Annotated in this window: 18 protein-coding genes; 9 read left to right on the forward strand and 9 right to left on the reverse strand. The window is 41.4% G+C overall.

Annotation, left to right across the window (positions count from 1 at the left end; genetic code table 11):
• Nucleotides 1–43 precede the first annotated feature (43 nt).
• The 9 genes from HRU80_11545 to HRU80_11585 all read right to left on the reverse strand — a co-directional run bounded on the left by HRU80_11545 (nt 44) and on the right by HRU80_11585 (nt 6706).
• On the reverse strand, nt 44–2266 hold the full coding sequence (locus tag HRU80_11545; GenBank protein ID QOJ29475.1) for a polysaccharide biosynthesis tyrosine autokinase: 2223 nt from the start codon (nt 2264–2266) through the stop codon (nt 44–46).
• Between the two features lie 30 nt (nt 2267–2296).
• Complete coding sequence (locus HRU80_11550; protein QOJ29476.1) at nt 2297–2818, reverse strand: SLBB domain-containing protein; 522 nt, start codon at nt 2816–2818, stop codon at nt 2297–2299.
• A gap of 97 nt (nt 2819–2915) precedes the next feature.
• Nucleotides 2916–3767 carry a hypothetical protein gene (locus tag HRU80_11555; GenBank protein QOJ29477.1) on the reverse strand — a complete coding sequence of 284 codons (852 nt, stop codon included), beginning with the start codon at nt 3765–3767 and terminating at the stop codon, nt 2916–2918.
• A gap of 3 nt (nt 3768–3770) precedes the next feature.
• Complete coding sequence (locus tag HRU80_11560) at nt 3771–4253, reverse strand: hypothetical protein (protein ID QOJ30534.1); 483 nt, start codon at nt 4251–4253, stop codon at nt 3771–3773.
• Nucleotides 4254–4269: 16 nt separating this feature from the next.
• On the reverse strand, nt 4270–4851 hold the full coding sequence (locus HRU80_11565) for a hypothetical protein (GenBank protein QOJ29478.1): 582 nt from the start codon (nt 4849–4851) through the stop codon (nt 4270–4272).
• A complete protein-coding gene (locus HRU80_11570; protein ID QOJ29479.1) occupies nt 4835–5569 on the reverse strand; it encodes a methyltransferase domain-containing protein in 735 nt (244 codons plus the stop codon). Before HRU80_11570 ends, HRU80_11565 begins: the two co-directional genes overlap by 17 nt.
• Nucleotides 5566–6165, reverse strand: coding sequence for a recombination protein RecR (gene recR / locus HRU80_11575; protein ID QOJ30535.1), 600 nt, complete (start codon nt 6163–6165; stop codon nt 5566–5568). Before recR ends, HRU80_11570 begins: the two co-directional genes overlap by 4 nt.
• Nucleotides 6165–6500, reverse strand: coding sequence for a YbaB/EbfC family nucleoid-associated protein (locus HRU80_11580; protein QOJ29480.1), 336 nt, complete (start codon nt 6498–6500; stop codon nt 6165–6167). Before HRU80_11580 ends, recR begins: the two co-directional genes overlap by 1 nt.
• Nucleotides 6501–6517: 17 nt before the next feature.
• Complete coding sequence (locus tag HRU80_11585) at nt 6518–6706, reverse strand: hypothetical protein (GenBank protein QOJ29481.1); 189 nt, start codon at nt 6704–6706, stop codon at nt 6518–6520.
• Nucleotides 6707–6763: 57 nt separating this feature from the next.
• Between HRU80_11585 and HRU80_11590 the strand changes: the two genes are divergently transcribed.
• Genes HRU80_11590 through ndk form a run of 9 tightly spaced genes read left to right on the forward strand, consistent with a single transcriptional unit; the run spans nt 6764 to nt 12433 of the window.
• A complete protein-coding gene (locus HRU80_11590) occupies nt 6764–7420 on the forward strand; it encodes a phosphatidylserine decarboxylase family protein (protein ID QOJ29482.1) in 657 nt (218 codons plus the stop codon).
• Nucleotides 7417–8154 carry a CDP-diacylglycerol--serine O-phosphatidyltransferase gene (gene pssA / locus HRU80_11595; protein ID QOJ29483.1) on the forward strand — a complete coding sequence of 246 codons (738 nt, stop codon included), beginning with the start codon at nt 7417–7419 and terminating at the stop codon, nt 8152–8154. The genes HRU80_11590 and pssA overlap by 4 nt, the downstream gene beginning before the upstream one ends.
• Before the next feature lie 4 nt (nt 8155–8158).
• A complete protein-coding gene (gene purS / locus HRU80_11600; protein QOJ29484.1) occupies nt 8159–8407 on the forward strand; it encodes a phosphoribosylformylglycinamidine synthase subunit PurS in 249 nt (82 codons plus the stop codon).
• Nucleotides 8408–8412: 5 nt separating this feature from the next.
• Nucleotides 8413–9123 carry a phosphoribosylformylglycinamidine synthase subunit PurQ gene (purQ, locus tag HRU80_11605; protein ID QOJ30536.1) on the forward strand — a complete coding sequence of 237 codons (711 nt, stop codon included), beginning with the start codon at nt 8413–8415 and terminating at the stop codon, nt 9121–9123.
• A complete protein-coding gene (locus HRU80_11610; protein QOJ29485.1) occupies nt 9116–9301 on the forward strand; it encodes a twin-arginine translocase TatA/TatE family subunit in 186 nt (61 codons plus the stop codon). The genes purQ and HRU80_11610 overlap by 8 nt, the downstream gene beginning before the upstream one ends.
• Nucleotides 9302–9303: 2 nt before the next feature.
• Nucleotides 9304–9513, forward strand: coding sequence for a twin-arginine translocase subunit TatB (tatB, locus tag HRU80_11615; protein QOJ29486.1), 210 nt, complete (start codon nt 9304–9306; stop codon nt 9511–9513).
• An 11-nt stretch (nt 9514–9524) separates the two neighbouring features.
• On the forward strand, nt 9525–10943 hold the full coding sequence (gatA, locus tag HRU80_11620) for an Asp-tRNA(Asn)/Glu-tRNA(Gln) amidotransferase subunit GatA (protein QOJ29487.1): 1419 nt from the start codon (nt 9525–9527) through the stop codon (nt 10941–10943).
• A gap of 23 nt (nt 10944–10966) precedes the next feature.
• Nucleotides 10967–11998: a succinate--CoA ligase subunit alpha gene (sucD, locus tag HRU80_11625; GenBank protein QOJ29488.1), complete on the forward strand. Its 1032-nt coding sequence runs from the start codon at nt 10967–10969 to the stop codon at nt 11996–11998.
• Nucleotides 11999–12016: 18 nt separating this feature from the next.
• On the forward strand, nt 12017–12433 hold the full coding sequence (gene ndk, locus HRU80_11630; GenBank protein QOJ29489.1) for a nucleoside-diphosphate kinase: 417 nt from the start codon (nt 12017–12019) through the stop codon (nt 12431–12433).
• Nucleotides 12434–12466 lie beyond the last annotated feature (33 nt).

The raw sequence follows: 12466 nt of genomic DNA on the forward strand, positions 1-12466 counted from the left end.
CTCCTTTTATTTCTCAACAAACTTGCCGAAATCATTCTTTCAATTAGCTGTTAACTGAACCAGGTAATTTAGGTCCCTCAACTTTCTTGGGACGCGTGTAGTAATAATAATATTTGTAATAGGAGCCATAGGTGCTCTTATAGACAAAATTATTAAGAACTATTCCGATAAAATTGATTCCTTCTTTTTTGATGATACCGAGAGCTTTCTCCATGAGTTCAAGTTCTGTGGTATTAGCAGAAACCACAAGCATGGTAGCATCCACAAACTGAGAAAGAATTTCTGAGTCAGAAACCGCGATGATCGGTGGTGAGTCAATTATTACCAAATCATACTTAGATTTAAGCATTTCAAAAAACTCCCTCATCTTATCGGAACCGAGAATTTCTGATGGATTAGGAGGAATAGTGCCTGCAGTTATATAATGCAGGTCAGGAATTTCTGACTGTCTGAGTATCTCTTCAAATGTTGCCTGACCGAACAAGTAGTCAACCACTCCGGGGAATCTGTTTGTCTTGAAGAAATTATGCATACGAGGTTTACGAAGATCACAGTCAACGATGATCGTTTTCTTACCTGCCTGAGCTATACTTCCGGCGAGGTTACCTGAAATCATCGTTTTACCTTCTGAAGGCGCAGAGGAAGTTACCAATAGTGTCTTAAAACTGTTTGAGTCAACTCTGGTAAACTGAATACGTGTTCTAAGTGCTCTGAAAGCTTCGCTGGGGATGGAATCCGGCCTTTTCGCAACGATAAATTCAAACTCATTCTGGCCATTTGCGGTTACAGAACTTTCAATCTGAGGAATCCAGGCCAGAACATTCTCCCCGCGCTTCTGAATATCCTCTGGTGTTTTAACCGTATTATCAAAATAATTCTTCATGAAAACATATCCCACTGAAACACCAAGTCCCATTACCAGACCTATCATAATGATAAGAATACGGTTTGGTTTGCTGTGAGTGTCTGACGGCCTTGCGTTCTCGATTACAATTACTTTACCGGCCTGTGACTGTTCATTTATCACTGCCTCTTGATACTTCTCTTCTACCAGCACATAAAGTTTCTCAAGTGACTGCATTTTTCTCTGAAGTCTTGCAAGTTCAATTGCTGAGCCAGGAAGAATATTGAACTTCTTTTCGAGTTCACTAATAATTACTCCGAGCTGTTGAATGGTTATTCTCAGTGAAGAGTTTTTGATTTCTTCATCAATAATCTTCTGAATGGCAACCTTTATTTCAGCGGGTGTCGAAGCAAGAGCTCCTGCCTTGTAAACATTAATTTTTTCATTGAGCTTTTCTTTAAGATTATCAATCTTACGATTGTAATCTTCAATTAGCTGACCATTTGCTCCGGATTTATTATTCTGAGAAACAAGGTCTCTGCTCAGTTCAAGCTTGGATATTTCATTTTGCAAAGTTTTCAGATAGGTTTCAGCAGAAAAACTCTGAATATAAGCATTTGCTTCAGGATCCTGTTTCTCCAGTTCTTCCTTGAGCTTCTTCAGAGTCTTGTCAGAAGCCATAAGTTCAATTTCTGCCATTCCCTTCTGAGATTCAAATTGAGAAAGCTGGCCGACCAGTTGAGAGGCCTGTTCTTCGAGAACGATGATCCCCCCCTGCTGCTGATATGCTTTAAGTATATCTTCAGAAGCATTCAGTTCATTTAATTTATCTTTCCTCTGATCTTCCAGAAATCTGCGAACGACCGTTAACTGGTTTCGGTTAAATTCAAGGTCGTACTTGAAGTAAACGGAAGCATAGGTACTTGCTATCAGAGCAGCTTCCCAGGCAGATGGCGATTCAGCTTTAATGGTGACGATATCAAGTCCCCTCTTTTGCTCAATAGCCACAGAAGCAAGTCTGTCTGTCAGTCTGGAGAGGGTAATCAGCTGAGGAGGCACTCCGCTTTCAGATGATTGCAGAAGAATGGAAAATCTTGAAGGATCATTATATACCTTAAAACTGTCAATAAGCGCCTGGGCTACTCTCTCCCGGAAATCATAATTCTTAAGAATTTCAATCTCATTTGCAATCACACGGTCATTTCCGAATCCTGATGATTCCATAAAAAAGGGAGCTTCAAGAATATTGGACTTTGCCTGAGAAATTTTTACGGAAGCAGAAGACGTATATATATTTCTTGCCGTGACCGCGTATATAATCGAGAATGTCAGAGTCGTTAAGGTAATAAGTAATATCGGAAACAGATTCAGTCTGATAATATTCAGATAATCTTTCAGACTCAGTGTCTCTGTTTCATTCATAAAGCTGTTCGGTTTCAAATGCAAAACCCCTTACTTGGTTATCTGATAAATTAAAAGCGTTACCGAAATTAAAGCCGATAACGTAGAAAAGCCGAGGGATAAATAATCTCTGAGATACCATCGCGGTTCTCCCGGGAAAACTAGAACATCTCCCGGTAATATGCCCATCACCTTTTTAATGTTTACATCATCTCTGCCCCAGAGTATATTTTCGTAATCAAGGGGAATAATATCGTAGGTTGAATCCGCTTTCATGCGGTAGAGACGAATTTCATCCAGTTTTGCATCGTTAGTTGGACCACCCGCAAGTGTAATTAATTCTATTACATTAAGAGACTGGGGAACCAGGTATTGACCGGGGAATCGTACATTTCCCCAGATATTGACCTTGATATTAATCATTTCAGGATTGGAATAGTCATAATATGCTCCCTGGCTCTGAATCCGGTTATTTAGTGGACTGCCAATTATTGTATTTTGGTCTTGAGCCAGCAATTGCGTTGAATGTAACAACACAAGTACCAGAAAAACAATAATATTTCTGATTGTCATTAAAGAAAAATACTCCTGAAAAATGAATCTGAAAGATAGCTAAATTGCCCTGAACCTCAAAAAAGAGTCTTTTATTTGTGACCTGCCGGACACCCTCTTATTTGAGTTTCACCTTTGCTGCACAGAGAAGCCCGCTTAAAAGACCAATTCCTATTCCCGAGATCGCCCAGAATGATAGGACGTTATATGATAGGAGAAATCCATCAGGAAGAAATTCGACATATTGCTGAATAAGCCTGCTGCCAAAATATACAACTCCTCCGGCGATCAAAGTTGAGATGAGCGCAATTAAAAGGCTGTAAAAGAGCACCGGCATTCTTATCTTGCCTGCTGTTGCCCCGACTAGTACCATTATACTTGTTTCCACCCTCCTTTTTTCCAAACTAAGGGAGGTTGTGCTGTAATTGAGGTAAAAAGCAGCAATCAGAAGCAAGATGGTAAGATACGGAAGAAGTCGATTGATCTTCTGAATCGCCCCGAAAAGCATGAGGTAAAGTTCACCTTCAAATACTGCTTCCTCGACACCAGGTAGTTTTTGAAATTCTTCCCTCAGATATTCGATTTTGCCGGGGGGCGTTCCTGGTTCCAGAGTAAGCCGGAACGAAGCCGGAAGAGGATTATCGGTCAGAATGGTGGCAAAATCTTCCCCCGTTTTTGCCTTAAAAAGTCTTGCCGCATCAGATTTACTTAGATATTCCGAATGGATGACACTTTTTTCCGCAAGAACCTGTTTGTTCAGAGACGAGGTTTCATCCTCACTGAGACCTTCTTTTAGAAAGAGCGTCATCTTAAAAGAACGGGAAAGCTTTTCGGAGAGTAGTTCAGGAATCTGCATACCAACGAGGGTAGCATATAAAAGCAGTAAACCAAATACCGAAGTCAGCAGAGAAAACATAAAACCAGTGGAGGTATATCTTACGGATTTGACCAGTTCTTTAAGTAAAAACATATTCTATAAATTAGATTCGTCTATCCATTTAATTATTTTCCATACCCCCTGCTCATTTTTCTTCATAGACAGATTAACCCTGCCGTCAATTCTGACAATGTCGGAGGGATTAAACGTTATGGTAAGATTAAACCCCCTTATTATCAATGCAGAAACACTATCCTCACTTGAAGTAATAATGTTATTCCAAATAAGTTCAAGACGTTCGGAATTACTAAAGAGGCCGGCAGTTGTCCTGATATCTTCTTCTCTGCCCCATGTAACATCAAACCCCAAATCATAATCACGATAGGTAAATGTGAATTCCTGATCAAGCAGAGGACCATAATAGAGAGTATCACGCAGACTATAAGCATACTGCAGATTTCTGAAAACACCATCTATGGTCTTCTGATCGGAAAACAACCCTGAACCGGACTGCTCCAGGGAGGAAACCCGTGGAGCAAATGGATTATCACAACCACTCAGCAGGAGAAAAACAAATATTCCGGAAATTAGCGCCTTAGTACTTTTCACCCTTCAGGTCACTCCAACTCGGATTTATAGTGGTTTTATAATCCTCCCAGTGAAATATTTCCCAGATGAGATTTTTGTTAACCTTCATCCTTAATCTCATCTCACCCGAATAGGTAAGCAGCTGCTGATTTGATGAAGGAGGTACTGCCAGAGAATATTTGCATATGAACAGGGCACTGTCACCATATCGGTTTATTACAGAATCAGTCAAAGTGATTGTTACCTTTCTTTCTTCGCTGAGTTCGGCAAGAAAATTTCTAAAATAACGGTTTTCTTCTTCTCTCCCCCACTCTCCTGAAAATACCGGATAAATCAGTGCCGCATTTGAAGAAGGGGTAAATATATACTTAAACCCTGATTGCACGGAATCAGCAAAATTCGCTGTATAATTATCAGCATTCATTTCTCTTACTGATGTGATAAAATTTTTAATCAACATCTCTGAAGAGGTTGCGAACTGATTTGTGTCACGCGGATTAACCGGTGGTTCGGAGTCACGTACATCGAATAAACCGCAGCCCTTTACCAGCAATATTATTATAACAAAGAGACTAACTTTTTTGAGCAAATATAATCAGTCTTTCAGATGCTTTAGTTAACGGATTACCAGAATAATCACCGAATATTTTTTTCATGGTTAACCCCTCAGATTCAAGAGCACTTGTAAGTTCATCAGGAGTATATAACCTGACTGATTCAAAATAACGTCTGACGTTTTGCGCATCTGTAATTTTGATTTCCTTAATCACTCTGTTTTGAGAAATAGAACGGCGCTGTTCGATAGCATAATTCTCATACTTCCTATAACTCTGAGGGACCAGGTTATTTCTTAAATAATCTGCATTAAAGAAGTCAATTATAAACCACCCCTCAGGTTTAAGTGCATTATTTATTGCCCGGAGAATAGAAAAATTCTGTTCATCGGATTCAAAATAGCCAAAACTGGTGAACAGATTAACAATGATGTCAAACGAGTTGAAATAATCAAGATTTCTTATATCACTGCGGATAAAATTAACCTTCAGATTCTCCGCAGCAGCACGGTGACGTGCATGATCGAGCAGATTTGCACTGAGATCAATTCCCGTTACACTAAAACCTTTTTTGGCAAAAAGCAAAGAATGCCGGCCAGCACCGCAGCAAAGGTCAAGCACACTTTTATTACCATCACCTGGTATCTGTGAACTTATCAAATTTGATAATTTCTCTGCGTCCTCTTCATTTCTGTGGCTGTAAATTTCAAGATACTCTGAAGTTTCAAACCACGTATCAAACCATTCACTCATTTTACGGTAATCCGGCCTGCCATTGCTCTGCCAATGGTGGCATCGTCGGAAAATTCCAAATCGCCACCTATTGGAATTCCCCTTGCCAGGCGGGTAACTTTAATCGGAAAATTCTCCAGTTCTTTCATGAGCATTAGTGAAGTAGTGTCTCCCTCCGTATCAGGATTTAATGCCAGAATCACCTCAAGAACATTCCCAACCATTACTCTCTCAAGGAGTTCTTTAATTCTCAGTTCTTCTTTATAAATTCCCTTCAGAGGCATCAGCACTCCCCCCAGAACGTGATAGACACCCCTGAACTCATTGGCTCTTTCAATGTGCAGGATATCGCCTGCTTCTTCCACAACGCAAATAACGGATTTATCTCTCTTTTCACTGCTGCAGATTGAACAAATCTCTTTTTCAGTGATATTATAGCAGATATTACATGAATGTAAATCCCGCTTTAATGACTGAACAGCATCTAAAAACTTCTGAAAATCAGGATCTTTACTGCGAAAAAGATACATGGCCAATCGCTGGGCTGATTTTTTTCCAATTCCCGGGAATTTTGCAAATTCCTCGATCATTTTCTGAAGCGGCTCAGCAATCAAAATCAGAATCCGGGGATATTGAGTCCGGGAGGGAGCATTCCCTTAGTCACTTTTTGCATCTCTTCTTCAGCAAGTTTTGTAGCTGAAGCAATTGCCTTGTTAACTGCGGCAACCACCAGATCTTCGAGTATTTCTTTTTCCTCTGCATTAATAACACTCGGATCAATCACAAGCGAAATAAGTTCCTTGTTGCCATTTACTGTAGCCTTAATCATACCGCCACCAGCCTCTTCGCTGACCGTCAGGTTTCCAAGCTGTTGCTGTGCTTTAGCTATGTCTTCCTGCATTTTTTGAATCTGTTTCATCATGTTGGGCATTCCGGGGAATCCGCCTTTCATATTGTCCTTTCAGTCTCTCAATTAATAAAAAATGGATTCAAAATATACTCATCCTGATCTTCTAATTCAGGACTCAAATCGCTCCACTTGGGAGTGAAGGGTACCGCTTCCTGTAAATATTTTTTCGATTTTTGATAAACTCCGTCAATTCCCCAAAACCGATCAGGATAAAAGAATCCGCAATCCTGTGGATTCAATCGTTTCATTCTTACCTGCAGGTTACTTAACTTTCATATTACTTTTTTTTATTTCCGGAAAGGCAGATGACAAAATACGGCTATTCGACCATGGGAGTGGTTTTTGCCCTATGTTTTATCCTGATACTCGCTGGTATCTGGGCAGAAAATCCTATTCTCAAATACTCGCTTTTCGTTTTTACAGGGCTTTTAACCATTTTCACCCTGAATTTTTTCCGTGACCCTGAAAGAAATACTCCCTCCGCAAAGGACGTAATTGTCTCCCCTGCTGATGGAAAAGTCATTATCATTAAAGAGATTGAAGAACCCAATTTCATTAAGGGAAAAGCCACACAGATTTCTGTTTTTATGTCCCCTCTGAACGTCCATGTCAACCGCATCCCGGTTGACGGCTCAGTTAACTATGTCAAATACCACAAAGGTCAGTACATTGCTGCTTTTGAAGACAAGGCGTCAGAGGTAAATGAACGTTCGGAGATAGCTTTGGATTCAAAACTTGGAAAAGTTCTCTTTACTCAGGTTGCCGGATTCGTTGCAAGAAGAATAGTATACGACCTTAAGGCCGGTGATCAGGTTATCATGGGGAAAAGGTTTGGCATGATCAAATTTGGCAGCCGCGTGGATGTCTGGGTTGGAGAAGGTTTCTCGACCCAGGTCAAAGTCGGTGATATCGTAAAAGCAGGCGAAACCGTGCTTTATAAGGCAGAAAAGCCGGCTCAATGAGAAAACAGGCATACCGCAGAATTATACCCAATTTTTTTACTCTGCTGAGTATGTTTTTCGGGTTTTATTCCATGATTCTTGCCTCAAATGGCAGATTCCGGGATGCTGCCTGGGTGATCATTATCGCTGCAATTTTAGATGCTCTTGATGGACTAAGTGCCCGGCTGCTGAAATCCGGCAGTGAATTTGGGGTTGAACTCGATTCTCTGGCGGATGTCATTAGTTTTGGGGCTGCTCCTTCGTTTTTAATTTACCATGCAGTATTCGAGAAATTTGGCATCTGGGGTATAATCTTTGCATCGCTGATGATGCTGGCAGGTGGCTTCCGGCTTGCAAGATTTAATTCAGAACTTACTGATTATGATAAAAAGAGTTTCAGCGGGCTTCCGATTCCCAGTTCGGCAATTACCCTGGCTTCATTCATTTTTTTGAGCGAGAACGCCGGATTGATCAGGGAAGAGTTTGTTGCCTGGAGTTTTCCATTGGTGGTTGGATTGTCCATACTTATGGTGAGCAGAATCAAGTATGAGACTTTACCGAAGCTTTCAGTTGAGGGCGTTAAGGATAAACCATTTCATTTTTTATTCCTTCTTGCCGGCCTGGTTACGACCATCTTTTGGGGAGCAGGCATGATTTTTTATTTCTTCATTTTTGTGATTCTCTTCGGTATTTTCAGAGAACTGTATTATAAATTATCAGCTCCGCACAGTAATTCGGAGCTATCAGAGAGGTAGCAACGTGTATTCGGTTCAGGTATATGTAAAAAGAAGAAAATCTATTTTAGACCCTCAGGGTAAGGCCGTTGAGCAAGGTGCCAGACTCCTTGGATATGAAGCCATTTCCGATGTCAGAGTGAATAAGCATATTGACTTTACCATCAATACCGATGATGAAAAAGAAGCCCGGGCGCTCGCTAATGATTTCTGTGCGAAACTGCTGGCAAATCCGGTTATGGAAGAATTTCAGATAAATCTGCAGAAAATATGAGCATAATAAACGCAGGAGTTGTTGTTTTTCCGGGATCGAACTGCGATCACGATGCCTTTGATGCACTCTCCAGATTTGACAACGTGACATCTGAGTTTATCTGGCACAAGGATACTTTTACCGGTCATTATGATCTAATCATCCTGCCGGGCGGATTCTCCTACGGAGATTATCTCCGATCCGGAGCCATTGCAGGTCTTTCACCCGTTATGCAATCTGTTAAAAATGCAGCTGGTGAAGGAACAATAATCATCGGTATTTGCAACGGGTTTCAGATACTTTGTGAAGCCGGACTGCTCCCGGGAGCTCTCAACACTAATAAGGCACTTAAATTCATCTGTTCTGATCAGTATCTTCGTGTTGAGCACAGTAATTCACTATTCACTGCCCTTTATTCAAAGGGAGAGGTTGTTAATTTTCCAATTGCTCACGGTGAGGGTAATTATACTGCATCAGCTGAAATAATTGAACAACTGGAAAGAGAAAACAGAATTCTTTTCAGGTATTCCGACAAAAAAGGAAACACCGGGCCGGATACAAATCCAAACGGATCAGCTAACAATATTGCGGGTATCATCAACACCGAAGGAAATGTTCTCGGACTTATGCCTCATCCGGAAAGAAATGCTGATTTACTTCTGGGAACCGCAGACGGACTCAGATTATTTACTTCCGTAATTAATTCACTTTCAGAGAAAAAGGTACAACATGCCTAATCTTGGCTTTACAGAAATACTTATCATAGTCGGTATCATCATGCTGCTGTTCGGAGCAAAAAAGATTCCGGAACTGGCACAGGGACTTGGTAAAGGTATCAAGGAATTTAAAAAAGCAGTTAAAGATCCTGCTGAAAACAATTCTGATGATTCAAAAAAAGAGATCAAAGATAAATAACTATGTTCTCTAACATCGGAACCGGTGAAATTATTGTCATCGGACTAGTTATTTTACTTGTTTTCGGACCAAAACGTCTGCCGGAAATTCTACGCAGTTTTGGTAAAGGACTTCGTGAGGTTAAAAAATCTATGTCAGAAGTTGAAAATGAAATCAAGAAATCCATGGATACTGATGACACCCCAAAAAACAATAACAAGAATCAAGGGTAACGGAACCTCGCTTGCTCCCCTACAGATCCATTGCTGAAAAACAGGAACAGATAAGAAGCGGTAATCTTTCGCTGAAAGATAATGTATCCTTTTATCTAAACCGCATTGAAAAGCTGAGACATCTGAATGCGTTCACTGAAGTTTTTGAAAATGAAGCATTAGAAGCCGCGGAATTGGCAGAAAAGAAAATTAACGCTGGCAAACATGGAAAACTGGCAGGTGCGGTTATCGCAATTAAAGATGTCTTATCAATCGAGGGCAAAACTCTGACCTGCTGCTCAGAGATACTTAAAAATTTTAAAGCTGTTTATACAGCAACTTCCGTACAAAAACTAATAGCTGAAGACGCAATCATCATTGGCAAGACCTCTTGTGATGAGTTTGCGATGGGATCTTCTAATGAGAATTCAGCGTTCGGACCAGTTCGAAATCCATATAATCCAGAGTATGTCCCAGGCGGGTCAAGCGGTGGTTCAGCAGCAGCAGTTGCCGCGCATATGTGTGATGCTGCACTAGGAACCGATACCGGTGGATCAATAAGGCAGCCGGCCGCCTATTGTGGTATATTCGGCCTCAAGCCAACCTATTCCAGAGTTTCCAGGTACGGTCTGACAGCATTTGCTTCTTCTTTGGATTCAGTCGGACCTTTAAGCAGATCGGTTAAAGACAGTGCCCTGCTGCTTGAAGTGATATCTGGTTTCGACCGCAATGATTCAACATCCGTTACAAAGGAAATTTCTCCCGTATATCCAATTCCGGAAAATAAAAGCACTTTTACCATCGGATTGCCTGTCGAGTATCTCACAGCTGACCTAAACCCTGAAATCAGAAACAAGGTAAACCAGGCAGCTTTTGAACTCAGAGAAGCCGGTCACCGTATTGTAGAGGTTTCTCTCCCCCACACTCCGTTTGCAATTGCTGTATATTATATACTTGCCACTGCCGAAGCTTCGTCAAATCTTGCTCGCTTTGATGGTGTACGATACGGATACAGAGAGGATTCAGCCCGGAATCCCCAGGAGATGTACACTGCATCCCGCTCAAAAGGATTCGGAACAGAGGTAAAACGGAGGATCATGCTTGGTACCTACGTCCTTTCTTCCGGTTATTATGACGCATATTACCGAAAAGCGCAGCAGGTCAGACAAAAAATCGCGGGTGATTTTAAGAAGGTCTTTTCAGAAGTGGATTTGTTATTAACCCCGACCACACCCGGTACCGCGTTTAAAATCGGCGAAAAGAATGATGATCCGCTTGAGATGTATCTCAGTGATATCTATACAACCTCAGCTAATCTTGCGGGTATTCCGGCCATGAGTATTCCCTTCGGAAAAGCTGAAAACGGTCTGCCCTTGGGTATACAACTGCTTGCTGATCAGTTTAATGAGGGGTATATACTTCAGGCAGCAATGAATTTCAATAAACCATAAGATTCTATTCAACAGAGGACTCAATGAGTATATTAGTTAACAGAAAAACCCGCCTTGTTGTCCAGGGAATAACCGGACAAGAGGGCTCGTTCCATACCGAACAAATGGTCGCTTATGGAACTAACGTTGTTGCAGGTGTTACTCCCGGTAAAGGAGGAGAAACTTTCAACGGCGTTCCCGTATATAATACCGTTAAAGACGCGGTCAATTACGCAAAAGCAAATACTTCCGTGATTTTTGTTCCTCCTGCTTTCGCGGCTGATGCTATCATGGAAGCAGCCGAAGCCGGCATCAAGGTTATTATCTGTATAACCGAAGGTATTCCCGCAGCTGATATGATAAAAGCTTATCACAATATAAAGGATAAAGGAGTAGTTCTTATCGGACCAAACTGTCCGGGCGTAATTTCCCCTGGTCAGGCGAAAGTCGGAATTATGCCGGGTTTCATTCACAAAGCAGGTAAAATTGGAGTTGTTTCAAGAAGCGGAACATTAACCTATGAAGCAGTAAAACAGTTAACCGATGTCGGACTTGGGCAGTCAACCTGTGTTGGTATCGGAGGCGACCCGGTAATCGGATCAAAGTTCGCTGATATCGTAAAGCTCTTTAACGAAGATCCTGATACTCACGGCATTATTATGATTGGTGAAATTGGCGGAAGTGCTGAAGAAGAAGCAGCCGCATACATCAAGAAATATGTAAACAAACCGGTTGTCGGATTTATTGCCGGAAGAACAGCACCTCCCGGCAGAAGAATGGGACACGCAGGCGCGATCATTTCCGGCGGTAAAGGCACCGCAACTGAAAAAATGCACGCGATGAAGAAAGCAGGCATCAAAGTAGTTGAGAGCCCTGCTGATATGGGTGTTACCATGAAAAAAGCCATTGATGAACTGAAGTCAAAATCTGCTATGGTTAAAAAAGCTGCTCCCGCTAAAAAGGCTGCTGCCCCCAAAAAGACAGCTGTTAAAAAGAACAGTGTTAAACCTGTAGTAAAAAAGTCATCGGCAACAACAGCAAAAAAGACTGTAAAAAAAGTAAGCAAGAAAAAATAGAAGAAAGGATAACTTACATTGTCAAACAGAACCCTGGCTATCATTAAACCCGATGGCGTCAGAAAAAATGTTGTAGGAAAGATTATTGCTCAGATTACTGAAGCAGGATTCAAAGTAAAAGGAATGAAACTCGTCCGCCTGAGCAAAGAGTCAGCCCAGGCATTTTATGAAGTGCATAAAGAAAGACCATTTTACGGTGAATTGGTTGATTTCATGACCTCCGGGCCAGTGGTACCTATTGCACTTGAAAAAGAAAATGCAGTAGCTGATTTCAGAAAACTGATCGGCGCTACCGATCCTGCACAGGCAGATGAAGGAACCATCAGAAAGTTATTTGCCAGTTCAAAGGCGGAAAATGCTATTCACGGTTCTGATTCAGACGAAAATGCGGCACTTGAAATCTCACATTTCTTTTCACGCAATGAATTATTATAAAATATTCCGGGAGCGCATTTCTTTGCGCTCCCT

It is taken from the genome of Ignavibacteriales bacterium (assembly GCA_015709675.1).
GTDB lineage: Bacteria > Bacteroidota > Ignavibacteria > Ignavibacteriales > Ignavibacteriaceae > H2-BAC3.

Excerpts from the sequence above, each read along its gene's own strand:
- HRU80_11590 (QOJ29482.1), top strand. The coding sequence starts at position 6,764 with ATGACAAAATACGGCTATTCGACCATGGGAGTGGTTTTTGCCCTATGT.
- HRU80_11570 (QOJ29479.1), bottom strand. The coding sequence starts at position 5,569 with ATGAGTGAATGGTTTGATACGTGGTTTGAAACTTCAGAGTATCTTGAA.
- sucD (QOJ29488.1), top strand. The coding sequence starts at position 10,967 with ATGAGTATATTAGTTAACAGAAAAACCCGCCTTGTTGTCCAGGGAATA.
- HRU80_11580 (QOJ29480.1), bottom strand. The coding sequence starts at position 6,500 with ATGAAAGGCGGATTCCCCGGAATGCCCAACATGATGAAACAGATTCAA.
- pssA (QOJ29483.1), top strand. The coding sequence starts at position 7,417 with ATGAGAAAACAGGCATACCGCAGAATTATACCCAATTTTTTTACTCTG.
- HRU80_11585 (QOJ29481.1), bottom strand. The coding sequence starts at position 6,706 with ATGAAACGATTGAATCCACAGGATTGCGGATTCTTTTATCCTGATCGG.
- HRU80_11555 (QOJ29477.1), bottom strand. The coding sequence starts at position 3,767 with ATGTTTTTACTTAAAGAACTGGTCAAATCCGTAAGATATACCTCCACT.
- HRU80_11550 (QOJ29476.1), bottom strand. The coding sequence starts at position 2,818 with ATGACAATCAGAAATATTATTGTTTTTCTGGTACTTGTGTTGTTACAT.
- tatB (QOJ29486.1), top strand. The coding sequence starts at position 9,304 with ATGTTCTCTAACATCGGAACCGGTGAAATTATTGTCATCGGACTAGTT.
- HRU80_11545 (QOJ29475.1), bottom strand. The coding sequence starts at position 2,266 with ATGAATGAAACAGAGACACTGAGTCTGAAAGATTATCTGAATATTATC.
- HRU80_11610 (QOJ29485.1), top strand. The coding sequence starts at position 9,116 with ATGCCTAATCTTGGCTTTACAGAAATACTTATCATAGTCGGTATCATC.